We start from the raw sequence: 21,947 nt of genomic DNA on the forward strand, positions 1-21,947 counted from the left end.
GGTATAGGAGACCGCTGTTGTTATATTGCTCATTTTCATAGTCTCCCCCTCCCGGACGGGCTGGGCGTGTAGTGGAAATAAAAAAGGCCACCATCCGGCAGCTCTACTTGTTCCCTCCCGGTTTTGGATATGGGAGAGGTTTAAACAGCTTCGTGTTGAGCCGTTTTCTTGCCCGCTTATTGAGAAACTTGATATAGCGGAACTGGGTAAATTTATGTGCTGTTGCACGGTGAAAATTAGCTTGAAGATGCAAGCCCCGCGCACCTGCTTTACTGGCCTTGGTTGTTAAAGCAATTTTGTGGTACCACTCGCCGTCTAATTCGTAGAACGTGCTTTGATGGCTACCCACATAATCAAAGTTGCTAGCCTGATACACCACCCCGAAGCGACCGCACCGCTCATCAGCAAATGTCTGCACCCACTCAACACCGGGGTGAAGCAATTTGATAGTTTTGAGTGCGTAACTGATCGCCCGTGATTCCGTATTCGTCAGCATGTCGTCGTGTACCCAGAGTCGGTTTAACTCCATGTATTGCCTGTTACCTGTTCCCTCAACGACTCGCCCTCCGCTGCTGGGGTTCATTGCGTAACCCCATTGCATAACGCCAACTAGATCGCGCCCGGAGAAAATACCGAGGTGCAAATATGAGTTGTTCACTATGCGCTTGCTGTAATGAAAGTGGATAATAACGAGGCGAGCCAACCAGACGGGGATTGTGGCAACGTGCAGGTCTGAACATCCGTACCCCACGGTTACGCCGTCATAAACTACCGGAGCAGGCTTACCCACGGCGCGGGATGCGTTTTTGTAACTTAACTTTTTCATGGTCATATATACAGTATTCCGTTAGGATACCACCGCTGACGTTAGCAGGGTGGGCCTTGGTTATACTCATGACCGGAAACATGGGTGTAATGGCCTCTGCATGGTGCAAACATGCCGGGGTCGCCCATTTCTAACGAGTGATAGATGATAGCCGCTTGACTCAAAAGGTCAGGCGGTTTTTTGTTGAGAGGCAGAAATAGAAAAACCCGCACAGATGGCGGGTTTCTTTTAATTTCGTCGCTTGCGTGTACAGCTCCGCGAGCTTATGTCTAAATCATATATTTTTTGTTCAAATAGTCAAAGTTTTTTTCTCAAATCTTTTTATGTCTTTATCAAAGGCATCACTCATCGGGCGATAAAGCATATATTCGGCAGTGCTAATCCAGGCATCAATACGGCGGCGACACGTTGAAATGGAAAGCTCTGGGTGTGCCTCCTGCATTTCCTCCGCCATCGTGTAACGTTTCTTTTTATAAATGTAATGCTGCTGCAGTATCCCAATTAACCCAGGGGTCGATTGTAGAACCAGGCCAACAACCGAATCCATTAATAGCCCCTCATCATCCGTACAATAGATTAGATTACTATGGGCCTTGGGGTTGTTAAGGTCGCCAAATATCTCGAACAATTCCTCTTTTGATAAGCCTGATTTTCTCAGTTGGCTAATAGCGGCTTTTAATGCGGCTTTAGTTATTTGTTGTTTTGCCAATAATCGAGAAAATACCCCCTGAGCCCCTCCTGATTTCGCTATACGTGACCAGCGCCCCCACATCTTCAACTTACCCTTGAGCCAAATAAGCTCTAACGTATTTAAGTGTAACTCGTTGCCATCAGCCTTACCGCACGTTGTCGGATAAATCATAATTTCCCCTCCTTTCTCAATATATTCTGTGTGCGCATAACGCCCTCTGCGTGATATAGCCGCGCCGTGTCGCCATCAATTAAACGAGTGCGCCGATCACATTCGTCATGACATGCACTACATCCCCATGCGGCCTGTTCATCAGAGGGTTTAATTCCGGTACCGCAGGTTCCTGCCAGTCGGTAATGAGTGAGCACCACGGTTTCAGGGTTGCCATTGCATACACCCGGAATACGGATCTGGCACTCGCGGCCCCTTGCCTCTTTGCGTAAATTAGCCATGATTGCCCCTAAGCCGCATAACTCATTAATTGACTGGCGGCGTTCTCTGCCTCGGATGGATGACTGAATGATTTACTGAGAATGAAAGTCCATAGAACATTCAGCACTGCTTTGTATAAATCGTTGAATTCCAACTCGTCCATTTTCGAGAATGAAATAGAGCGAGGTTCGCGCAGCGTTGAGCCGTCCGGTAGTTCGTATAGGTCATAATGTCCCGACTCAACGGTTACCCAACGACGGAAAGCGTGGAATGATTTTGCAGTGGATAAATTCGCAGTCCGTTTACCGGCCACCAGCGCCAGATAATCATCAGCTATTTCATGAAGTACGCCCTCATTCCCCACATAGGAAATAAGTTGGCTTACATAACCGCGCAGGAATTTAAGTTCGAATGGTGATATCGCCCCGCCCCTTGGCTCCCAATATTCAAAACCAAGGTTGAGCAGCGAGAAGAATTTACGATGAAACGGCGCATTACGCACACGTTTAAATTCGCCAGTGACAATAGTCCCCAGCTTGGTGTTTTTGACAAAATCCTCAGCATCCGGCGTGGCCGGTACCAAGATCCCACCTGTTGATTTGGTAAAACTATACTGTGCCATTTCCGCCCCCGGATATATGGCACAGCAGCACGATATTTAGGTTATCGGGTGTTCAATCCGACACTTATATAATAACAGAATCAATCGAATTATTTTCAATAAGTTTTAACTGACATCAATACCAGTAAGATCTTTAATTTTCTTCTTAGCAAACCCTTCCGCAAGAGATTTAGTCACTGACATTAATGTTGATAATCCCTCATCTTTAAAGCCAGTCTTGATTGTCTGCCAAACTTCTTTCTGTCTTAAGTCAGCAATGAAATCATGGCCCCTAGCTGTTAGCCGAAGAGGAAGTAATACCCAGTCATATCCTTCATCATCAGAATTAGAATAAACGATACCAAAGCCTTGTCCACCATCAATACGGCAGATTAACCCTTGGTCGTCGAGTAATCTCATATGAAAAACGAAATCTTCATCACACTTAAAACCTTTTAACTCTAACTCTTCAATATTAGTTTCAGGCTTTTCCGATGACTCAAAGGCATCAAGTAAATTACGCAAATACTCGTGATTAATTTTCATTAAATTGCTCCTGTGACATGTCATATCACTATATATTTAATTTAGTCTCATGCCAGCCAAGAGTTTGCCAGCATTCACTTTCACCGATAAATGCGCAACCAAGACTATCACCCGGTAGAGCATCACCACACTTACCACACCTGCGCCCCGCTTGCTGTTTGAGCAGCGCCTGCAGCTCGGCGTTATCTTTTCGGATCAGCATAGTGATGTATTCGTCCATGTCGTACGGTTCACGCTGTGGGCGGCGTAGGGCACAGTTCTGCTGTAACATTTCTTTCTCTTGCTGGTCTATCGTCGCTATTAATTTATAGCTGCCACTATCACGCTCTTTCTGACGCTGTAGGCGTTTACGGGCCGCAGCCCGCTCTTTGGTATCAGTCATGCGGATGCTCCCGTTTATCAATGTTAGGGCTGAACCATAGGCATTCTATTTTGGTGACCGTGCCGCCCATACCAGCGCTGGCCTGTGCTGATTTTGTTTCTTTGCACCACCCGGCCAGCATGTCGTTATACAGTTCGCTGTCATAACCGGAAATGATCGACATACCTTTCAATTTTCTGACCGGCTCGAGTAATTCAATATGGTCTTGCTCGGTCATTTCATGGCGATATGAATAACCAGTTGGTTTCCAACGTTGGCGCGTTTCCGGCAAATATGGCGCATCAATGTAATTCAAAGTGCTGTCAGTATCATGATCCAGTAACACCTGAACGGCTGGGCGGTTCTCTATCAATACGCCAAGTAAACGCGAACCAATGGCGGCTAAATTATCAGGATAAGACGCCCATAACTGCTGGGCTGTCGAATATTCTCGTTTGGTATCAGTCCTAAACCCTGATTTATTGGCTGTGGCCGATGCTGAACTAAATCCCATTGTGGCCTTAATTACCGTCCTGCGGGCCTGTTCCAATTCATCATCAATAGGCTCATAGGCAAAGTTAAACTCTTCACGGCTATATGGTGTCAGCACACATAAATCACGTAAACGTATGTTCATTACTGGATCTTGCAGCACTCGGAATAGGTTCACAATTTCGCCATCAAGATCATTATAAACCTCAGCGTGGGAGCGGGCCTTTCTCAGTAGAACTGATGCCGCCCCCCCGAACGGCTCAACATAGCAACGGTGAGCAGGGAAAAAACTGGTTATCCATTTCGCTAATCGGAATTTTCCGCCGTGATATCTGATGACCGGATGTTTTATCTCTGTCATGCCGCCACCCTCCAGATACACAGCTCTGGCATATTCGCCCTTACCAGTGCCTCGGCAAAGGGAGGCGGTACTGCATTACCACACCTTGCCACCTGCTCAGATTTAGGCCAGATTGTGCCGTCAATATCCCGGTCAATAATGTAATCTGGCGGGAACCCGCTGGCGTTGTACAGCTCGCGGGCAATCAACATGCGCATGCATATATCAACGATGATGTATTCGCCCACAGATAGATATTGTGGTCGTGGCGCGGGGAATAAATGCCAGTCGTCCGGTAAATCGCTGAAATGATCCACCAGTCGTGCGCAGTTCCATGCGTTGTAGCGCTGCTTGTCGGTCAGTGGTTCGGCATCAAGATTGCTTTCTACCAAGCCAAAACGTTCTTTGGTTGTCACAGCATGTATCGGCTCTGATAAATCCACCGCGCCGCCAGTGCCGTAATACTTGGTCAGAAATGCGTTTACCAGTCCGACATGATTACCGCCCGCGGTTAAAGTCGGTACCGGTTCGGTGATGGGTTTACCATCGCGACATGTACCACGCAGTTGTACCAGGTGAGATGTACAAAGCGCATGGTGATCAACCGTGGTGATGGTGTGTAATGGCTCGTTAATATCGATGCCTGCACCGGTATAATTGCCGCCATAATGTTTTACCAGATGAGCGGCCACCATTCCCATTGCATGACCATTACCACCGGGGCGAATCGATGTACCGGCCGTGATAGTCGATAATGGCTCATCACATTGTTGGCCTATAGCGCCGGTCCTAAATTTGGTTATATGCGGTGCCAGTATTGCACTGGCTAACTGGCTTTTACCGCCCCCACCCGCCGTAACGGTACCCAGTGGAGTATTGATATCATTTGCCGTGCTGTTGCCGAACTGACGCACAACCACCGGCGCAGCGATAGCAAAACCATGTGTTCTAGTGATTGTTTGTAACGGGTCACGCAATGATTGCCCACGGAAACAATCATATTTGGTTTTAGTGCTGGTGTGGTTGCACTTCACTGCATACGGCTCCAGCAACAAATGCTCAGCCTTGCTGGTGATAGTGGTTAGCGGCTGATCTAGCGGATACTGCAGACGGTCGCCACCGAAACCGGTTTGGCCCAACCTCACAATAAATGGATCAGGGTTATCGATAACAAAGCGTTGCAGCCCTTTGACGATGCGCCGCAAGGTATTATCAGCCAAATCCTTTTTGCGACCGAAAATAGAGCGTGTTGGCTGGCTCCAGTCGATACACTCGGCCGCCGTGCGCCAAGGTTGCAACATGCCAGAAAGCACATCTGCAGAGTTTGGTGCGCCGTGGCTTGGCTCTGGCCATACAACCGACTCGCCGTCACAACGCCCAACCACAAACAACCGCTTTCTGATAGTGGGTGTACCGTAATCACAGGCTTTTAGCTCCCGGTGATCCACGTTATACCCCAACCCCGAAACCAGTTTCACCGCCTCAGGACTATTGATATCTATCTTCAAGAATTCACATACTTCTGCTAGTGCCGGGTGATTGCCATCAATACCGGTACCTAGCATGCCAATAAACGCCTTGAACGTTTCACCTTTACGGGCTGGATCAGGTCGGTGATTACCCTCACTATCCGTTAACAATGGCCCCCAGCCGCGAAACTCTTCGACATTTTCCAGCATCAGAAAACGTGGGCGAACTGCCAGCGCCCAGCGTAATACCACCCAGGCTAAACCACGAATTTCTTTCTTAACTGGCGTGCCACCCTTAGCTTTGGAGAAATGGCGGCAATCAGGACTGAACCAGCCAAGCAATACCGGCAGACCGCCGGTAGATATCAGCGGGTCGACACTGAAAATATCCTCAGGATAATGCAACGTTCGCGGGTGATTAATGGCATGCATCGCCATGGCTACCGGATTATGGTTCATCGCGATGTGTGGTTCATAGCCTAATGCTTGCTTGATTCCCTCGCAGCTCCCACCGCCACCAGCGAACCCAACGACAACCAGACCATCCTGCAAATCAGGTCGTGCAACTGTAATTTCTTTGCGCCGCGCCCATGCATGAGCCGCCTTTTGAATGTTGCGCGGATCTTCCCGCGTCAAAAACATTTCGTTCATCTTGGCCAGTAGCTGCTGTTGCTCTGACTCACTCATTGGGTGAACAGGAATGACTGACGAGGCGCATTGCTGAACTTCAGTAGGCCAGATCATTGCGCCCCCTCACGTAGTCTTGCTGCGAAATCAAGAATATTGGAAATCTCGCCTGTATCTGCCATTACACCAACGTCAAAAGCTTGTACGTGACGGTGCTGCGCAAATTTTTCAACACCCCCCGCCTCCACATCATTAAGAGCCAGAATGGTTGCAGGGACACTAATTACTTCGTATAGCGCCTCAAATGCATCTTCTTCATAGTCGCCACATGAAGAGATGCCATCTACCGTATTCAGATGCCCCCTGTTGTAACCGGCGTTATATACATGGACGCAGGCTTGTTGGAGTGCTGCGTTCTCGGCAACAATCACATTATATTTCCCCTGCCACTCCAAACACTCCCGCTCGTAGTGCTTTGCTGTGCGCCGGTTCTTATTAGCTGATGCCACCAACTCCGCTATACGGTCAGCGATGCCGTTTAACACCTCACTTTCACGTGGTTCCACTCTTTCCGCTGCTGAACGAATTGCAGCAATCATGCCATCGGTTGATATATTCATTTGGTCTCGCCTCTGTGGTCTCTGCGGTCACGCCAGTAATTTAAGCGCTCTTTAAAAAACTCTCGGTAATGCACCGGTACCCGTTCAATCGCTTCAAGTACATGAGCGCGGTTGGTCCTGCGCTCGTACAGGTTTTTGATTAAGCCGCTGGCTCTCAAATCAAGATTTAGCTTTTCTTGGTATTCCTGAGGCCAGAGGCAAATGTTGTACGGGAGTCCGGGCGGGAGATAATCCGATTGCCCGGTCATGGTATTAACTCCCCATGCCTACCGTGCTCATCAGTTGATTTATCCGAGATACTCGCAAGCAGTACGCCAGCTCCTTGTCATCAAATGGCATTCTGGCGGGCTTGGTTCGGGGTTCGCTTTTGTTGCGTTTTACTTGCGTGTCAGAGAATCGGAAAAAATCCTCTGAGATACTGTTGAGGGTGTATTGAGTCTTTCGACCATTGCGGCGGGTAATGTCTGCGTGGGGTGATCGAACCATACCCTGTACTCGGTAGCGCAAAACGCTAATCGGCATTTCAGCATTAGGAAATTTTAAAGTAATAGCCTCGATAATCTGGCTGTAGTTCATGCTTTGGCCCAGCATAACCGCTGCCAATTCACGGGTAGTTAGTTCACGTTTTTTCATGGTCTTGCCTCTTTTTTGGTTACTTAAACGCTGGTCAGGCGCGGTTAAAATTTTGGTGTTGAATAGTGTTTTTCTTTGGCCGGTGGCCTTGATGCCTCTTTTGCCATTCGGCTGGCTTCTTTTGCCACCAGTTGATCCACCGGTAGAAAGTGGCCGTTTTTAAATTCCTGATAAACGGTACCAGGCTCGCCAAATCGGTTTTTGGTTACTATGGCCTCAGCAAATCTTGCTGCCGGACTATCTGCGTTATAAACCGCTTCTCGATACAGCATGATGATGCTGTCGGCGTCCTGCTCGATTGAACCTGAGTCCCTGAGGTCGGAACTGATTGGCCTGCGGCTACCTGGTGGCCGTTCATCCACTTTTCGCGACAACTGGCTTAGTGCAAAAATCGGGGTGTTTATCCGACCGGCCAGCGTTTTTAATCCGCGTGAAATTATTCCGATCGACAGGTCATTACGCTCCGCCTTTGGTTTCGTAATCAGGCCAAGGTAATCAACCATCACCATTCTCAGTTTCGGGTACCGGCGCTTGTGCGTTTCTGCGATAGCCCGTATCTGATCGATGGTTAGCTCACTGGCATCAACGATCCAAATATCACGACCATTCAATGCCTGTAGCGCGGAGTTAATACGCGCCCAGTCCTCATCACATAACGTTTTAGGGTCGCGTAATTTAGACACTGGCAAGTTACCAGCACCGGCAACGGAACGCTCAACCATCTGTAGGGAGGCCATTTCCATACTGAATATCAGCGCACCACCGCCGTTCTGTGTAGCACCCTCAACAATCTTTAATGCAAACTCAGTCTTACCCATCCCCGGACGCCCAGCGATGACAACCAAGTCCTGAGGGTTAAAACCGCCCGTTATTGCATCCAGCTCGACAATGCCGCTTTGCAGGTTCATCGACTCAATCTCACCATTCATGCGCTTATCGAGCATATCCATGTAGTTGGGTAACAAATCGTTCAGATGTACGGGGATGATGCCGCCGCTGTCTGCCGTCATATCGATCAGTTGTGTTACCGCACCCTGTATTACCTGATCGCGCTGTTCCTGATTGTTAGCCCCTCGGATGCCGTCAGCAGCGGTCTGGAATAATGCGGTCATGGTTCGGCTATACCAGGTCTTACGGGCATGTGCGGCATATCCTTTCAGATTCGCTACGTTTCCCGGCATACGGACGATTTCAGACAGAGTGGCCAGACTACTGCCGCCCAATGCCTCACTGACAAACAGGACATCGATCAACCCTTTAGTCAGTGCCTGCTTTTTAATTTCCGCATACGCAGAACGGTATATTCTTATGCTGAATGCTTCCTCTGGCAGTGTGGCAATCACCTCCAGTGCATCGGGGGTAGAACCGCCATAAAGCAGACCAGATAAAATTGCTGCTTCCAATTCTTGAGGCTTCATAGCGCACCATCACGGGTTTTTCTTAAGACTTCCGGTTTCATCAGATAATCAAAGTTTGCCCGCCAGCCTGCCCCATCATCACCACCGAAATAAAACACGGTTGCCTGTCCGCGAAAGGCTTCGAAGTAGCTCTGGAACGCTTCAAGGTCTTTGGTTTTGAGGTATTGGAGTAATTCGCGGATGGCGTGTTTACGGTCCTGATCGATTTCAGCCGGTGGCAAAACATCGCTGAATACAAGGTTATACGCAGTAATGACCTCATCGCAATCAATCCGCCCAGCAGACTCAGACCATGCACGGGCATCAGCCAGATAACCATCGAACCGGTTTACACGGCAGATATTCGCAGGTTTGGCATACTTGCCGTTGCGGGGTTTCCAGGTATTTACTACCCAGAGGGCCACTAATTTCAAATCAGCCAGCGCGTAGGCTTTGCGTGATTTCGTTGCCGTCAGCAAGGTTTCGAATGGGCTAGAATCTTCACACCGGGTATGGGTGAGTTCGTTGTAATACGCCAAAGCCCTTTCAGCGTCAGCGAGAGTATTTTCGGTTTCCCCTTGAGGGGTAAGGGGTGTTTTATTCTTTGTAGTATTCTTTGTAGTATTCTCTTGTAACATTTGGTCATTCTGACTAGATGTGATCTTGTCATTCTGACCTGCTCCCAATTGGTCATTTTGACCAGATGCATTTGTAGAATTAAGCAACTCCAATTGGTCATAATTTATCGAATACCACTTAGTGCGGTTATAGGGATCACTGAGCAACACTTTATGTAACTGACCAACTGAAATTAGTTTCATTTCCAGCAGGTTTGCCAACGTGCGTTTAATCGTACTATCAGACCAAAAGCCTAATTCATCGGCCCATTCAGCCGCCGATTTATAAAACCACTTCCGGCCTTCATGACGGTGATCCGACCGACATAGCCAATAATGAATTTGCTGAACGAGTATGGCTTCATTGAGGCCAATCTCTTTTGCAAGCGAGGGTAGTACTTGCAGCGGAGGTTCATTAATTAACAGCTTGGCGCTATTCATCTTCAAACCCCCAGCGCTTCCGCTATTTGCCGACAGGCAGACTGATAATCGTCAGCTGATAGGTTCATCAGGCGCAGGTCTGCTTTCTTCTGCTCGTACTGTTCCCACACGCTATATGCGGCAACCTGACGCCCTGCAAAAATTGGCTCTATGTCAGCTATGCTTGCCGGTTGCCCGTTCAGCCGGAACCCGTTGCAGTAGGTAATTTTATCGATAGATGTAAGCATTGGTCTTGCCTCTGTTTTATACGGTGGTCAGCCGGTGGTGTTGTGGTCTGATTGCGTGAAGTGCCGCAACAGCGCCCGATATTCTTTGTGACATGTCACAGCCATCTAATAGAACAGCGCTAATTGCTGCGGCAAACTCTCTGCTGGCAATCGAAACCAAATAATTAACGGTCTCGCCATTTACTCTGGCCCGCCGTTCTGCTGGGAGCGCCGCTTTAAGTACCGGTGATAATTCCAAGACCTTTCGCATTGATGCTTTTGAATCCCCGCGCAACCAACGGAATAACTGCTGCCGGTTGTTGTTGATAGACTTCCAATCAGCGTTGCCCTCCTCGTCTTCAATGGGAGTGAGGCGTACTGAATCCGTACTGATATTAAGCAAGAAAAACATTCTGCTGATCTCGATAGCTACATGCTCCTGCCCCCGTTCTGCTGCCCACGCCTGTACTTCAGCTTTAAGGGCGTTAACTTGTTGTTCCACGTTGCGTCTCCTGTCGCAGGAAATTGATTATTGATAATCAGATTTTAAAAGTGGGTTTGGTTAAGCTGCGCTCTGATACATCGATGGGTCATATTTCAATTCGCCATGAGTAATGCGTTCAATCTTCATTGCTTGTTTCTCAGGGATAATTTCCCCCCAGCGACAAACTGCCGGGTGTTTTATTCCTAAGGCCATCGCGGTATTTACTACACCGCCAAAAAACTTGACTACCTCTTTCTTGTTCATAGGGACTCCTCTTTGATCATAAAGCGAAGGTAACAAAAGGTACATAACAATGCAAACACTTTTCACCACACTATCGCGTAACATTGGTTACATGAAAACTGAAATGAATGACCGCATCCGTATTCGCAGACTGCAACTGGATCTCACTCAAGTCCAATTAGCCAAGGCTATTGGAGTGAGTCGAGTATCAGTTACGAAATGGGAGTCAGGGATAACCAAACCAGATGGAGAGAATCTTCACCGACTGGCGCAAGTACTTTCATGTACGCCAGAATGGTTACTCTATGGTACCGGGGATTTACGCCAGGTTGATGATACAAAAATCAAGCCTCTCACCGCCGTGCCTAATGCCATACCTGTTATTTCATCAGTTCAAGCAGGCACTTGGACTGATACATATTCAGCGGCCCGAATTTCTGATGTTCTTAGATGGTGTACTACCACAGTGAAGGTTTCTGAAAACGCTTTTGCCTTAGATGTTCGTGGTGAGTCGATGACAAACCCCAATGGGTCACCTTCTATACCTGAAGGTTCTACAGTCATCGTCGAGCCTAACTATGGTTCTATTGAAGATTTATACGGCAAGATAGTGGTGGCCATTATTGATGGTAGTTCCGAGGCCACAATTAAAAAGCTAGTCGTCGATGGACCTAATAAATATCTCATGCCATTAAACCCTAACTTTAGACCGATCGAAATCAACGGCAATTGCCGTATTCTCGGTAGAGTAGTACAGGTCACCCAAGACCTGTAATCAATAGCCCATCACCTCGGTGGGTTTTCTTACGCCCTTAAATGTAACTTATGGAACATCTATCTATTGACATGGTAGGTAACTATAGGTACATTCACGATATCAACACGGCACAGCAGCCGATAAGCAGTTTAGGTTTAGTACGTTCTGGCAGCCGGGAAGACGGCAAAAGAGGAAGGTTATGAAAGCAACTAAAAAGAAAACGAGTAAATTCCAGATCCAATATCGCTACTGTGGAATGTGGGCTAACGGAAATACTTACTCAACGCGCAAAGAAGCTGATGATTACGCACGTAATACTGGCCGTGATTATCAAGTAGTCAAAGTACGGTAACAACAGAATTTGGGTTGTTGCATTGGAGGAGAACCCCGCGCCAAGGCTCGGCATGATTACCACAGTGCAGCAGCCCAAACCAATAACGTAGCCACGACGGGAAAGTGTGGTGAGGCAAGACCAAAGATCTGACCCGCTGGCCCGGCGTAATGGGCACCAAATTACAGACGTAAAAAAACCCACCTAAGTGGGCTTCTTTACCCCGGGTCACCGACCAAAGTTAACCGGGAAGCTAACGGGGACCAACCCGTTAACAGAGGCAAGACCAACGGCTTACGCCATCAATCTTAAAAACAGTATATCAGGAGTTGCTATGACAGCACTACAGATAACCACCCAGCTATACATCCATGTAAATCCGCATTCAACAATGAAAGCTAACCGCTTTATTGTGAGTACCTGTGACATGTCACAATCAACACCAGCATATGCGTTACTTGAAACCCGCGAAATCACTATCGCTTTCGACGAACCCGATCCATTTGAAATCATCAGTAAGCAGGTTGATTCACTACGCGCTCAAAAAGAGCGGCTGGCGGCTGAATCATATCGGCATCAGTTGCTAATTGATGATCAGATTCAGGCATTGCTATGCATCGAGCACAGTACTCCATCGAACGTATCTGATGATACCGAAATTCCTTTTTAATTAGTCATACATCAAAGACCAAGATCCGTTTAAAAACCAAAGAGGCAAGACCAACATGACTGTATTTATTTGTTTATTCGAGCCGAAAAAAGCGGCTCTCAAAAATGGGGCTATACCACTGGTTATAGCTCTGGAAGCCATAAATAAGAAAATGGCATCCGCACTGGCCATCGGGAAATTATGGGAAGCCTACCCCGCTGCCGGTGATAACTTTGCTGATCCGAAAATCTGTGAGGATACTGTCGGGCAACCGCGCCCTGCTGTGGGTGATTTCGATGAGCAGTTCGCACAGGATAATACCTTTGATGGCAAAGTATGGACGCCAAATACCGTGGCATCGCCAGAGGATGAGGATGATAACGACGGCGACGAACAAGGCGATGATTCTGGCTTGGTGAACTACGCCAAGTTGGGCATTGATGTCAAAGTTGGCAAGATCCTAATGTATGGCTTGCGTGACATTGGTACACACGAACTATCACTAGTGTATGACCTGATTAACGACGACGAGGGTGATGCTGGGCTGCGTTCAATTATAACGGCGTTGGCTGGTATACCGGCTGTAGGCGCAATGTATCAGGAGTCGGTCAAAGAACTGGTCGACGCCATTAATGTGAAGTTTCCTAAGACCCCTCAATTTCCTGAAGTACAGAAGTTTGCCCAAAAATGGGTTGATGAACCCAATAAGCGGGACGAGTTAACTGGAACGAAGAAAGTTACCCGTATAAACACACCCACGCCTGATGCGCCAATTAAACGCGGCTTTGACCACACCTATAAAACGCTTGATCTCGAAGTCGCCCTCGCCTTGGTACCCACTGTTTTGAACTGTTGGGAAATCTACTCAGCAGAAATGAGGCAGGCAAAAGAGCTGATGGATAGCAATGATGATGCCTGGCGCAAGTGGTCTACCGAATTGCGCGTTCGCAGCGATGCGTTGTCTATTCCGCGTGAAACCATCTTTGAGATGATCCGCGCGGGTAAAGAAAAACCTATCTTCCTAACCGATGCCGCAGCCAGGAAAGAATTTATCTCACAATATTTAGCCGTTAAAGGCCCACAGCCCGCAGTTAAAAATCTAGGCGACGGCAAGTTCTCTATTGATGGTCTGGTCGGTGGTGAACAGCCAGCGGCAAACAGTGAAACAAAACTGGCATTGGTTGCCAATTCTGGGCCAGAAACTGAAACAAAACCGCCAATTGTTGCAACAGAACAGGAAAACCCTTCACAGGAACCTATCTCCGATAATGCCGCTCAACAGGCTAAAGAGACATTGGATAAGTTGGGTTACAGCGTTTATGCCTCAACTGATGAGAAGCCAGCAGAGATAATTGAGACGGCACAGCAAAATGACGTTGCTACCGTAGCGGTTACGGCTGATGAGTTCCAACACCGCGCCGGGTTGATTGAGCAAGAGATTGCGCAGAAATCCCCTGCGGAGCAAGAAAACCTGCATATCTGGAAATCAGTACAACGCACAGATCCACGCTTTACCAAACCTGTAGAGGGTGCGGGATATGTAGCTACAAGCATTAACGCTGAATATATGTTTATGCGAGCCACCGAAGTATTCGGCCCAGTTGGTGAGGGTTGGGGCTATACCATTCTTGAAGAAAAGATGCTTTCAGGCGCGCCAATGTCCGAGGCTATTTACGACGATAACAAGAAATATGTTGGTAACCGGCTTATTCGTGATGCCGATGGCACATTGATATGCGAACAAAATCACTCGATCAAAATTCAATTCTGGTACTCAGTCGAGGGTGATGTGCGTGGCGAGATCGAAAGTTACGGAGCCACCCCTTACATGTATAAAACCAATAAAGGAATTAAGGCAGATAGCGAGGTAATCAAAAAGAGCCTCACTGACGCCATTAAGAAAGCATTATCTATGCTGGGCTTTAGCGCCGACGTATGGCTCGGCATGCACGATAACCCCGAGTATAAAGCAGAAAATGACATTGAGTTTGCTATCAAGAACGCCAGTGAAAAAGCTGGTGACTCAGTTCGTCTGCGCAAAGAACTGGATGAGAAGTTAACCAAAGTAGGCAATACCATTACGAGCGCCGTCACCACCAACGAAGTGAACAAGGTTTATAGCACCATTGCGCGTGAAGTTGATGTACATCGCAAAGATGCCGAAGCCAAAGCCGATCACGAACACGCCAATTACCTCAAAACCCGCCTGCTTGCGTTACACCGCTTAACTGAAAAACGGGTTGCTGAACTTACCGCACAGGAGCCGACATTATGAGCAATACAGCAATCGCATTAGCCGCAGACCTTTTCAAACTGCAACAGTTGGTTGAGTCCTCAGAGGAACTCACGCCAGAAATGATCGCCGATACGCTTGAGGGGTTAGAGGGTGCCCTGGGGGATAAGCTGGATGCAACCTACGTCTTTGTTCGCAATCTTGAAGGGCAAGCAAAGACCTGTGATGAAGAAGCGAAGCGCCTAGCTGATCGTAAGCGATCGTTCGAGAACCGGGCAAAGTCGATCAAGCAGTATGTGCTTAGCTGTTTACTGGCTGCTGATATGAACACATTGAAAACGCCGTATAACACATTCACCGCTCGTAAAGGTGTGGCTAATGTGGTCATCGATAACGAGGATTTGTTGCCAAGTGAACTGGTAACGGTACAGACCATCGTAGCGCCGGATAAAAAGGCCATCAAAGAAGCCATAGAAAATGGCGTTGATGTTAAAGGTGCGCATATCGAAATAGGTAGTCGTAGCCTGCAAGTTCGATAATTTATCCAGCCCCGGACCAACGGGGCATTATTGAGGCAAGACCAATGCTAAGAAAGACACAAAAGCGGCACGAACTGGCCTATATAACACTCCCAGACGGAAGAACGGGAACCATCCACACCGATCGCCGCTGTGATGTTCACTATGATTTTCCAACTGATGTGCGCATTAGTAGCACACCACCGCAGCCAACCGCTGAAAAGGAGGCCAGGCAATGATCCGTTCTCAACTGGCCGTGTTCTTTATCACAGCAGGAGCAGCCTTAACTCTAATTTATGGGGCTGAGGTCAGCGCTGTAGCCGCGTTTTCATTTGGTACCGGTTTGGCTGTGGGGTGCTGGAGGCGTAGAAAAGTACCAACCAAAAGTTGATTTTGCTTAATCAGAAATAATCAAGCTGCCGCGCTAGCATGATGGTAAACCAACACCAGGGAAAACCATCATGCAGCAATGGCAACCAGGCAAGCGTCTATTGACCGACTTCGATATTAAGATCGGTAAATTATCAGCCAGCGTACGAAAGCAGCAACTCACCGACCAAGATATACAGCGGGCCTGTTCTGCGACCGACAGAGCAATAACCCAAATGATACAGGGGCAAGACCATGAAAAACGACCACGACATAATCACCAAAGAGGAGATGATTGAGCTGACCGGGTATCATATCCCTTCAAAGCAATGTGAAGCACTTAAAAATGCTGGGATATTTTTTATAATCCGTAGAGATGGCCGTCCGCAAACTACATGGGGCCATTTTCAAGATCCCCTATCTCTTCGTCATACCCCCAAAGCAGCGACTGAAATATCTGTTGAGCCTAACTTCGGAGCATTAGATTAATGGGGAGAAAACGCAGTAACCCACAAGACAACTGGATGCCTCCACGAACATGCAGGGGGCGTTCTGCATTTGAATTTAAGCCTAAGCTCGGGGGAACGATAAGGCTCTGCGGATTCGATGCCAGTCCGGCCCAAGTATGGGCAGCGTATGAGGCGTTAATAAATGATAAACAGAATGAAAATGTCTTTAATTGGCTTGTTAGTCGATTCTTTCTATCTGCCGATTTTATAGAGCTAGCTGTTGAGACACAGAAAGATTATCGGAAATATGCGGTAAAAGTATTATCTGTTTTCGGCGAGGTCCATCCAGATGCAATAAAACCTGAGCATATTCGCAAGTATATGGATAAGCGTGGCGTAAAAAGTCGCACTCAGGCTAATAGGGAAAAAGCCTTTACATCCCGTGTCTTTCGATGGGCCTATGAGAGAGGGATGGTGAAAATGAACCCATGCAAAGGCGTGAAGCAATTTAAAGAAACCAGCCGTACACGTTATATAACCAATAAAGAATACGATGCGCTTTATCAAGTTTCCCCGCCAGTAGTTCAGGTCGCAATGGAACTGGCATATTTATGCTGTGCACGACAAGCCGATATTTTAGGCATGAAGAAGAACCAACTAATTGATGATGGGATCTTAATACAACAAAGTAAAACGGGTATTTCTCAAATCAAAGCATGGGGACCGCGTTTAACCGCAGTTATAAAGCTCGCCAGTCAACTACCGTTAAACAGAGGAATGAGCAGCATCTTTGTTATCCACCAACAATCCGGTGCCAGATATACAAGAGATGGTTTTAATAGCCGATGGCTGAAAGCCAAAGCGGAGGCAAAAGAGAAGTATCCAGAATTAGAGTTTAATTTCACTTTTCACGATTTGAAGGCAAAAGGAATCTCTGATTTAAGCGGATCGCTTTACGAAAAACAGGCGATATCAGGACACAAGAATGCAGCTCAAACAGCACGATATGATCGTAAAATTGCGATAGTGCCAGCGGTAGGAGACCAGTAAAGCAGAAATAATATTATGAAGGGATATTATGAAAGGTGATTTCAGGCACAAAAAAACCGCCTCTCGGCGGTTAACGACATACTCATACTACTTTGTTTTACTTAGATTTGTTTCCATGGTGCCCGGGGCGGGACTTGAACCCGCACAGCCATAAGCCGAGGGATTTTAAATTGCCATTGGTTTTAAGTTAAAACAATGAGTTAGATATGATATTCATAATATATTAACTTTTTTATGATCTTTATAATCAGCGGGTTATGTCAGACGGTAGCCCGCTATTATGAATCCCTATTGATAATCACCACCACTTTACTGTATAAAAACACAGTTACTTAATGAGGTGTGAAATCATGAAAGTTGAACTGGTTTACGATAAGCGAAACGTGAAAGAGATTCCGGGTGCCAACGAGCTGATCCTGGCTGAACTAACCAAGCGTGTGCGCCGTGTCTTCCCTAAAGCTGAGGTCAAGGTTAAGCCCATGCAAGCGAATGGCATCAATACCGACGCCAGCAAAGGTGATAAGGCCATCCTCAGCCGACTGGTTGAGGAAATGTTTGATGAAGCAGATCAGTGGCTAGTTATCGATATTTAATTGAGGGGGATTTATGCTGCGTGTCGAAGTGACGATAGATAAGCTGAATGCGAAGAGCTTTCCGGTTGGCTACACTAATGCTCTGACAGAAGAGTTAACAAATCGCCTCAGTCGGAAATTTAGCGATTTTGACGTGAAAGTAAGATTTGCGGGCGCGGATGGATTAACCGTTCTAGGTGGGATGCCTGATGACAAAGAAGTGATTCAGGAGATTTTGAAGGAGACGTGGGAAAGTGCAGATGATTGGTTTCAGGCGTGAACTGTCAGTTAATAAAGTAGATGAATAGACCGGGCCATTAAGCCCGGTATTGTATTTATTATACTGGCATCCCTGCCATATCAGTTATGGATAGATAGGCGTAGGTAAACTCACTTGAACATAGTCCGGCATCTTTTCATAAAACACTATGTAGCGGGGGTCATCCACCTCAACTTCTCCCAAGAACGAATAATAAATTGGATCTTGCTGGCAGCAGAAATAACTAATAATGACTGCCTCAGTAGCGTCTGCAAATTGAACATACATAGCATTTCCTCTCTTAGAACGTGTACCCGTTTATATCAATAACGAATAGAGACACCGTACCGTTTGAGGCCGCCTTATAATAAACCGCCTGCGGGGTAATGATGGGGATTTCAGGTAGAGATGCGTTTAATGTTGTTATCTGGGCCGACTGAATCAAATGCTCATAAATCCCTGACGCTGATGACGCGACAAAAATCTGATTATTTGCCGGGCCCGTTGTCGTTATCCCTACCCAACCATTAACCGATTTAGCATTAATAGGAACAGTAGCAGCAAGACCGAGGGCCACATAATTTGCAGGCAAACTAGTCGATGTTGTTACTGGCACAACTGGCGTAATTATTTTCCTATCCGCCTGGTACCCAATAACAAACTGACTACTCGCTATTCTCCATACACTAACTAATGCCGAGGCTGTATATCCTGACGGCATAATCCCCGCGCAAACCTCCGGAGCTAACACCGATGTTGTATTAACAGCCAACAATGCAGAGGCTTGAGTGGATGGGTTGTAAATCGCATACAGCGCGACAAATCCCGTAACCGGAACTGCGCCAGTGTCCATACCGCCAGCGCCAGTGGTCGCCAAGTTAATCGTTTTGTTGAAGCCAGTTAGCTTGTACTGAAGCCCACCTAACGCCGTTTGCACGATTAATTCATCTGCCGTGAAAGTGGCTGTTGTCGAAGTTGCCGGAATGTACATTCGCGCATTGCGTGAAGTTCCCACCACGCCAGTTAATTGCGGCAAATGTGCGACGTCGCTTAAACCAAGGTTGGTGAGAGTGGTATTGACCGCCCCCAGGCCAGCCGCTGCAATCTCAGCCAGGTTGCTCGATATTTTTAAGGTGGCATCACTTACTGTTTTAATGGCTTTTGGTGTTGCAGCTAATGCTTCACTGTTGCTGGTTATGGAACTACTTAGCTGTGCAATACCTGCGATAGATGTTGATGCTGCTGGCAGGCTGGCGTTAGCATATGTCTTAATAGCCAGTTCCAGATTTGTTAGCAGCGTTGCTGTATCACCATCATCCAGTACATCATGCGCTGAACGGTTCGCAATGAATTGAGCCAGTACGGACGCCACAAATGCGGATTGACGCCAAATTTTATTTAGCTGCTCAGACTTAGCGACTCCCGATGAGAAACCACCAGAACGCGCCGCCAGCGCCTCATATTGCTCTTGCGTCATTACATTCGATTCAACGCCAAGTCCGAACGGGAGAATTTCATTAGTCATTTGCTGCCCTTAATGGTGAACCCCAGGATGCACTATCGAACCCTCGGGAATATTCGTTATCTAAATCGAAGCCGAATAACGCACCGGCCTCAGTTGAAATGATGTAATTAGTGACGCCTACGCCTGCCGGTTTAACGTCTAAATATCCTTGTGCAATAACCGCCCGCATCACCGATGAGATTTGCTCGCCAGCAATGTAAATAGTCATGGTCATGTCGAAGTTATCGACAGCGAAAATCTTGGTTCGCCCATCAGGGAAAATACTCTGGTAAATATCACCGAGGGTTTCCACTGTGCCATCCCAGTGATTGGCCTGGATCTTTGCCCGAAGTATCGTGCGGTAAGTCTCATCGTCCAATCGAGTGAAGCCTGTTAACGAGTCATATGGCCCTTTCCAACTCCCCAGATCAAATCCAAGCCCCTCGGTATCCAGTGAGAAATACACATCGGTGATTGGCGTTCTGATGTTTCGCCCAATACCTACCCATAGCCCGACCGCATCCTCTTGATTGCCTATTGAGCTATCGAGATCAAAGTCGTTTGTGAGTTGATTTGTCGTCTGCTGGATACCGAGGAACGGTGCGGTGATTAGGGATATATGATCGTAAAACTTAGGCTTCTTTTTATGATATGGCGTGATGAGACGTTGATATTTAGTCTCATTCATTAGGTCACCACTAAGGTTATATTCTCCGGCACACAAGCTGCTGCGTTGTTAAATGCTATCTCAATGTTGTTTTCAGATAACGCCACAGGATAAATGCCGATTTCCAACAAAGTAATATCGTAAGTCAGCCGTTCAATGCTGCCATTTAATTGCGCAGGTAGATCAAGTCGCTTAATACGTACCGGATCGCCAATTTCTATTTCATTAATATATTCCGCTATTGAGTTTTTAATAGCGGTACCGATTGATGAGGTATAGCCCTGTAGCGCCTTAATTTCTAATCTGACATAAATCTGTACGGTACCTTTGCGGAAGAAATTAATCGGGTGAACAATCCCATACTTATCCGTAATCGGGATCGTGGTGGTGCCATATGTCCCCGAGCCTGGGCCTTTTTTCAATGCAATGGATTGGGCGATCTCTGTCGCATCACCGCCATCAACTACGATAGAGATCGAGTGACTGGGTATTCCGTTGCCATCGGTAATGCTAGTGTCGTTCTCATAGCCGCGATACCGCTCAACGCCACTGATGCCCGCAATAGCCCCTAAGATACCATCCAGCACCGTACGTGACGGTAGCGCCACTGATACTGCCTGCCTGACACGCAACTCCGCATCTACTTCTACCGGTTTACCCAGAGTAGCGCCTGTTGGGTTATTGACGGTTAACCAGCCTCGCGTCGGTGTCGCTATCTCTTTTACGGTATTGGCCAGTGCGACAATTGCGCCCGGTACCGAGCAAATCGCCGTAGCAGTTGCCGTGCCATCTAGACCAATAATCACGCTGGCCGGTAAATCCCACCGAACACCATCAGCATCACGCGCTGCGCCGTTGGTAATCTCTAACCCGACATTGCCGGTGATCAGCACATCAACAGTTGAATTGGTCTCCTTGTCCCGCTTAATGCCGTTAATTTTTACATTACTGGAAAGCCCATTTCCGACTGCGGTTGCCGGAGAAAACGAGTTATATACCGCAATGGCGCTATTGTTAGCATCGTGGATTCCCAGCGCATACAGAGTGACCATCTGCCCGTCTTTACTGTCAGCATCCAGATAGCTGTCACCGCCGTAAATCTCTTGGAAATAACTGACAAGGGTGCTGCGGATGGTCTCAAAATCGGGCGCAGTTATCCCCGTAGCGCTGACAATTGCATTCAGCCCTAACGTATCAAGGTTTAACATTTATGCCTCGCTGGTAACGGTGGTGGTGCCGTAAATAGTGTCTATTGTTGCGGTGAAAGTGACACGACGATTTTCGCCGGTATAGCTGGCTTCAAATTCCAGAATTGCGCTAACGCCCTGCGTATCAAGAATACGCTCACGGATAGCCAGGATATAAACATCAGACCGTTGCTTACCGAGTACTGACTGAATATAGGGCGTACCCTCAGTTAAATCTAAAAACCACTGGCCTCGCCATAATTCAAAGCGGGTTTTTACCGCCTGAGCGACCGCCTCCGGTGAGTTAATAAGGAAGGTGTTATCACCCTGACCGAATGTGTAATCGCCGTTCTCGTCCTCTCTGCGATAGCGCATA

At 47.5% G+C, this 21,947-nt stretch carries 29 protein-coding genes; 9 read left to right on the plus strand and 20 right to left on the minus strand.

Going from position 1 to position 21,947, the window contains the following annotated elements:
• Nucleotides 1-103 precede the first annotated feature (103 nt).
• From DJ58_RS00260 to DJ58_RS0122085, 16 genes are all read right to left on the minus strand, one after another.
• A complete protein-coding gene (locus DJ58_RS00260) occupies nucleotides 104-832 on the minus strand; it encodes a Mom family adenine methylcarbamoylation protein (RefSeq protein ID WP_004712575.1) in 729 nt (242 codons plus the stop codon).
• Between the two features lie 283 nt (nucleotides 833-1,115).
• On the minus strand, nucleotides 1,116-1,688 hold the full coding sequence (locus tag DJ58_RS00255; protein ID WP_032912166.1) for a DUF1133 family protein: 573 nt from the start codon (nucleotides 1,686-1,688) through the stop codon (nucleotides 1,116-1,118).
• Nucleotides 1,685-1,969 (minus strand): DUF1364 domain-containing protein, encoded by a 285-nt coding sequence (locus tag DJ58_RS00250; protein WP_032912168.1) that lies wholly within the window; start codon nucleotides 1,967-1,969, stop codon nucleotides 1,685-1,687. Before DJ58_RS00250 ends, DJ58_RS00255 begins: the two co-directional genes overlap by 4 nt.
• A gap of 8 nt (nucleotides 1,970-1,977) precedes the next feature.
• Nucleotides 1,978-2,571, minus strand: coding sequence for a DUF1367 family protein (locus DJ58_RS00245; protein WP_004712579.1), 594 nt, complete (start codon nucleotides 2,569-2,571; stop codon nucleotides 1,978-1,980).
• A 105-nt stretch (nucleotides 2,572-2,676) separates the two neighbouring features.
• Nucleotides 2,677-3,096, minus strand: coding sequence for a DUF2513 domain-containing protein (locus DJ58_RS00240; RefSeq protein ID WP_004712580.1), 420 nt, complete (start codon nucleotides 3,094-3,096; stop codon nucleotides 2,677-2,679).
• A gap of 28 nt (nucleotides 3,097-3,124) precedes the next feature.
• Entirely contained in the window at nucleotides 3,125-3,478 is a 354-nt protein-coding gene (locus tag DJ58_RS00235; protein ID WP_032912170.1) for a hypothetical protein, read from the minus strand.
• Nucleotides 3,471-4,310: a DNA adenine methylase gene (locus DJ58_RS00230; protein WP_032912172.1), complete on the minus strand. Its 840-nt coding sequence runs from the start codon at nucleotides 4,308-4,310 to the stop codon at nucleotides 3,471-3,473. The genes DJ58_RS00235 and DJ58_RS00230 overlap by 8 nt, the downstream gene beginning before the upstream one ends.
• Nucleotides 4,307-6,502, minus strand: coding sequence for a DNA cytosine methyltransferase (locus DJ58_RS00225; protein ID WP_032912174.1), 2,196 nt, complete (start codon nucleotides 6,500-6,502; stop codon nucleotides 4,307-4,309). The genes DJ58_RS00230 and DJ58_RS00225 overlap by 4 nt, the downstream gene beginning before the upstream one ends.
• Entirely contained in the window at nucleotides 6,499-7,005 is a 507-nt protein-coding gene (locus tag DJ58_RS00220; RefSeq protein ID WP_004712585.1) for a hypothetical protein, read from the minus strand. Before DJ58_RS00220 ends, DJ58_RS00225 begins: the two co-directional genes overlap by 4 nt.
• Complete coding sequence (locus DJ58_RS00215) at nucleotides 7,002-7,253, minus strand: DNA polymerase III subunit theta (RefSeq protein WP_032912176.1); 252 nt, start codon at nucleotides 7,251-7,253, stop codon at nucleotides 7,002-7,004. The genes DJ58_RS00220 and DJ58_RS00215 overlap by 4 nt, the downstream gene beginning before the upstream one ends.
• Before the next feature lie 4 nt (nucleotides 7,254-7,257).
• Nucleotides 7,258-7,638 (minus strand): hypothetical protein, encoded by a 381-nt coding sequence (locus tag DJ58_RS00210; protein WP_032912178.1) that lies wholly within the window; start codon nucleotides 7,636-7,638, stop codon nucleotides 7,258-7,260.
• Nucleotides 7,639-7,682: 44 nt separating this feature from the next.
• Complete coding sequence (locus DJ58_RS00205; protein WP_032912180.1) at nucleotides 7,683-9,056, minus strand: replicative DNA helicase; 1,374 nt, start codon at nucleotides 9,054-9,056, stop codon at nucleotides 7,683-7,685.
• Nucleotides 9,053-10,093 carry a hypothetical protein gene (locus tag DJ58_RS00200; RefSeq protein WP_004712587.1) on the minus strand — a complete coding sequence of 347 codons (1,041 nt, stop codon included), beginning with the start codon at nucleotides 10,091-10,093 and terminating at the stop codon, nucleotides 9,053-9,055. Before DJ58_RS00200 ends, DJ58_RS00205 begins: the two co-directional genes overlap by 4 nt.
• A gap of 2 nt (nucleotides 10,094-10,095) precedes the next feature.
• Nucleotides 10,096-10,320: a hypothetical protein gene (locus DJ58_RS00195; RefSeq protein ID WP_004712588.1), complete on the minus strand. Its 225-nt coding sequence runs from the start codon at nucleotides 10,318-10,320 to the stop codon at nucleotides 10,096-10,098.
• 16 nt (nucleotides 10,321-10,336) lie between these two features.
• Nucleotides 10,337-10,801, minus strand: a complete 465-nt coding sequence (locus tag DJ58_RS00190; RefSeq protein WP_004712589.1) for a toxin YdaT family protein — start codon at nucleotides 10,799-10,801, stop codon at nucleotides 10,337-10,339.
• A gap of 60 nt (nucleotides 10,802-10,861) precedes the next feature.
• Entirely contained in the window at nucleotides 10,862-11,047 is a 186-nt protein-coding gene (locus DJ58_RS0122085; RefSeq protein ID WP_032912182.1) for a Cro/CI family transcriptional regulator, read from the minus strand.
• Nucleotides 11,048-11,138: 91 nt separating this feature from the next.
• On the opposite strand from DJ58_RS0122085, the gene DJ58_RS00185 reads away from it, so the two are divergent.
• The 9 genes from DJ58_RS00185 to DJ58_RS00150 all read left to right on the plus strand — a co-directional run bounded on the left by DJ58_RS00185 (nucleotide 11,139) and on the right by DJ58_RS00150 (nucleotide 18,234).
• The gene (locus tag DJ58_RS00185; RefSeq protein ID WP_172460457.1) at nucleotides 11,139-11,801 is read left to right on the plus strand and encodes a LexA family protein; all 663 of its coding nucleotides are present in this window, start codon (nucleotides 11,139-11,141) and stop codon (nucleotides 11,799-11,801) included.
• A 181-nt stretch (nucleotides 11,802-11,982) separates the two neighbouring features.
• A complete protein-coding gene (locus DJ58_RS23570) occupies nucleotides 11,983-12,135 on the plus strand; it encodes an early set domain-containing protein (RefSeq protein WP_004712593.1) in 153 nt (50 codons plus the stop codon).
• Between the two features lie 313 nt (nucleotides 12,136-12,448).
• Nucleotides 12,449-12,784 (plus strand): hypothetical protein, encoded by a 336-nt coding sequence (locus DJ58_RS00180; protein WP_032912184.1) that lies wholly within the window; start codon nucleotides 12,449-12,451, stop codon nucleotides 12,782-12,784.
• A gap of 55 nt (nucleotides 12,785-12,839) precedes the next feature.
• Entirely contained in the window at nucleotides 12,840-15,038 is a 2,199-nt protein-coding gene (locus DJ58_RS00175; protein ID WP_004712595.1) for a hypothetical protein, read from the plus strand.
• Nucleotides 15,035-15,535: a siphovirus Gp157 family protein gene (locus DJ58_RS00170; RefSeq protein WP_032912186.1), complete on the plus strand. Its 501-nt coding sequence runs from the start codon at nucleotides 15,035-15,037 to the stop codon at nucleotides 15,533-15,535. The genes DJ58_RS00175 and DJ58_RS00170 overlap by 4 nt, the downstream gene beginning before the upstream one ends.
• Before the next feature lie 603 nt (nucleotides 15,536-16,138).
• Nucleotides 16,139-16,372, plus strand: coding sequence for a DUF4224 domain-containing protein (locus DJ58_RS00165; protein ID WP_032912188.1), 234 nt, complete (start codon nucleotides 16,139-16,141; stop codon nucleotides 16,370-16,372).
• Nucleotides 16,372-17,382, plus strand: coding sequence for a tyrosine-type recombinase/integrase (locus tag DJ58_RS00160; RefSeq protein ID WP_004712599.1), 1,011 nt, complete (start codon nucleotides 16,372-16,374; stop codon nucleotides 17,380-17,382). The genes DJ58_RS00165 and DJ58_RS00160 overlap by 1 nt, the downstream gene beginning before the upstream one ends.
• 350 nt (nucleotides 17,383-17,732) lie before the next feature.
• Nucleotides 17,733-17,975: a DinI-like family protein gene (locus DJ58_RS00155; RefSeq protein WP_004712479.1), complete on the plus strand. Its 243-nt coding sequence runs from the start codon at nucleotides 17,733-17,735 to the stop codon at nucleotides 17,973-17,975.
• A gap of 13 nt (nucleotides 17,976-17,988) precedes the next feature.
• Nucleotides 17,989-18,234 (plus strand): DinI-like family protein, encoded by a 246-nt coding sequence (locus DJ58_RS00150; protein ID WP_004712480.1) that lies wholly within the window; start codon nucleotides 17,989-17,991, stop codon nucleotides 18,232-18,234.
• Nucleotides 18,235-18,514: 280 nt separating this feature from the next.
• Here DJ58_RS00150 and DJ58_RS0122090 read toward each other — a convergent pair whose 3' ends face one another.
• Genes DJ58_RS0122090 through DJ58_RS00130 form a run of 4 tightly spaced genes read right to left on the minus strand, consistent with a single transcriptional unit; the run spans nucleotide 18,515 to nucleotide 21,946 of the window.
• Nucleotides 18,515-19,738, minus strand: coding sequence for a phage tail protein (locus DJ58_RS0122090; RefSeq protein ID WP_080544690.1), 1,224 nt, complete (start codon nucleotides 19,736-19,738; stop codon nucleotides 18,515-18,517).
• The gene (locus tag DJ58_RS00140) at nucleotides 19,731-20,405 is read right to left on the minus strand and encodes a DUF2612 domain-containing protein (RefSeq protein WP_032912088.1); all 675 of its coding nucleotides are present in this window, start codon (nucleotides 20,403-20,405) and stop codon (nucleotides 19,731-19,733) included. The genes DJ58_RS0122090 and DJ58_RS00140 overlap by 8 nt, the downstream gene beginning before the upstream one ends.
• A complete protein-coding gene (locus tag DJ58_RS00135; RefSeq protein ID WP_004712482.1) occupies nucleotides 20,405-21,592 on the minus strand; it encodes a baseplate J/gp47 family protein in 1,188 nt (395 codons plus the stop codon). The genes DJ58_RS00140 and DJ58_RS00135 overlap by 1 nt, the downstream gene beginning before the upstream one ends.
• Nucleotides 21,593-21,946, minus strand: coding sequence for a contractile injection system sheath initiator (locus DJ58_RS00130; RefSeq protein WP_004712483.1), 354 nt, complete (start codon nucleotides 21,944-21,946; stop codon nucleotides 21,593-21,595).
• Nucleotide 21,947 lies beyond the last annotated feature (1 nt).

Source organism: Yersinia frederiksenii ATCC 33641 (genome assembly GCF_000754805.1).
Taxonomy (GTDB): Bacteria; Pseudomonadota; Gammaproteobacteria; order Enterobacterales; family Enterobacteriaceae; genus Yersinia; species Yersinia frederiksenii.

Coding starts and splice junctions, on each gene's coding strand:
- DJ58_RS00170 (WP_032912186.1), top strand. CDS start 15,035: ATGAGCAATACAGCAATCGCATTAGCCGCAGACCTTTTCAAACTGCAA.
- DJ58_RS00240 (WP_004712580.1), bottom strand. CDS start 3,096: ATGAAAATTAATCACGAGTATTTGCGTAATTTACTTGATGCCTTTGAG.
- DJ58_RS00215 (WP_032912176.1), bottom strand. CDS start 7,253: ATGACCGGGCAATCGGATTATCTCCCGCCCGGACTCCCGTACAACATT.
- DJ58_RS00160 (WP_004712599.1), top strand. CDS start 16,372: ATGGGGAGAAAACGCAGTAACCCACAAGACAACTGGATGCCTCCACGA.
- DJ58_RS00245 (WP_004712579.1), bottom strand. CDS start 2,571: ATGGCACAGTATAGTTTTACCAAATCAACAGGTGGGATCTTGGTACCG.
- DJ58_RS00225 (WP_032912174.1), bottom strand. CDS start 6,502: ATGATCTGGCCTACTGAAGTTCAGCAATGCGCCTCGTCAGTCATTCCT.
- DJ58_RS00260 (WP_004712575.1), bottom strand. CDS start 832: ATGACCATGAAAAAGTTAAGTTACAAAAACGCATCCCGCGCCGTGGGT.
- DJ58_RS0122085 (WP_032912182.1), bottom strand. CDS start 11,047: ATGAACAAGAAAGAGGTAGTCAAGTTTTTTGGCGGTGTAGTAAATACC.
- DJ58_RS00185 (WP_172460457.1), top strand. CDS start 11,139: ATGAAAACTGAAATGAATGACCGCATCCGTATTCGCAGACTGCAACTG.
- DJ58_RS00175 (WP_004712595.1), top strand. CDS start 12,840: ATGACTGTATTTATTTGTTTATTCGAGCCGAAAAAAGCGGCTCTCAAA.
- DJ58_RS00200 (WP_004712587.1), bottom strand. CDS start 10,093: ATGAATAGCGCCAAGCTGTTAATTAATGAACCTCCGCTGCAAGTACTA.
- DJ58_RS00210 (WP_032912178.1), bottom strand. CDS start 7,638: ATGAAAAAACGTGAACTAACTACCCGTGAATTGGCAGCGGTTATGCTG.
- DJ58_RS00205 (WP_032912180.1), bottom strand. CDS start 9,056: ATGAAGCCTCAAGAATTGGAAGCAGCAATTTTATCTGGTCTGCTTTAT.
- DJ58_RS00150 (WP_004712480.1), top strand. CDS start 17,989: ATGCTGCGTGTCGAAGTGACGATAGATAAGCTGAATGCGAAGAGCTTT.
- DJ58_RS00250 (WP_032912168.1), bottom strand. CDS start 1,969: ATGGCTAATTTACGCAAAGAGGCAAGGGGCCGCGAGTGCCAGATCCGT.
- DJ58_RS0122090 (WP_080544690.1), bottom strand. CDS start 19,738: ATGACTAATGAAATTCTCCCGTTCGGACTTGGCGTTGAATCGAATGTA.
- DJ58_RS00135 (WP_004712482.1), bottom strand. CDS start 21,592: ATGTTAAACCTTGATACGTTAGGGCTGAATGCAATTGTCAGCGCTACG.
- DJ58_RS00220 (WP_004712585.1), bottom strand. CDS start 7,005: ATGAATATATCAACCGATGGCATGATTGCTGCAATTCGTTCAGCAGCG.
- DJ58_RS00255 (WP_032912166.1), bottom strand. CDS start 1,688: ATGATTTATCCGACAACGTGCGGTAAGGCTGATGGCAACGAGTTACAC.
- DJ58_RS00130 (WP_004712483.1), bottom strand. CDS start 21,946: ATGCGCTATCGCAGAGAGGACGAGAACGGCGATTACACATTCGGTCAG.
- DJ58_RS00165 (WP_032912188.1), top strand. CDS start 16,139: ATGAAAAACGACCACGACATAATCACCAAAGAGGAGATGATTGAGCTG.
- DJ58_RS00195 (WP_004712588.1), bottom strand. CDS start 10,320: ATGCTTACATCTATCGATAAAATTACCTACTGCAACGGGTTCCGGCTG.
- DJ58_RS00155 (WP_004712479.1), top strand. CDS start 17,733: ATGAAAGTTGAACTGGTTTACGATAAGCGAAACGTGAAAGAGATTCCG.
- DJ58_RS00180 (WP_032912184.1), top strand. CDS start 12,449: ATGACAGCACTACAGATAACCACCCAGCTATACATCCATGTAAATCCG.
- DJ58_RS00230 (WP_032912172.1), bottom strand. CDS start 4,310: ATGACAGAGATAAAACATCCGGTCATCAGATATCACGGCGGAAAATTC.
- DJ58_RS00235 (WP_032912170.1), bottom strand. CDS start 3,478: ATGACTGATACCAAAGAGCGGGCTGCGGCCCGTAAACGCCTACAGCGT.
- DJ58_RS23570 (WP_004712593.1), top strand. CDS start 11,983: ATGAAAGCAACTAAAAAGAAAACGAGTAAATTCCAGATCCAATATCGC.
- DJ58_RS00140 (WP_032912088.1), bottom strand. CDS start 20,405: ATGAATGAGACTAAATATCAACGTCTCATCACGCCATATCATAAAAAG.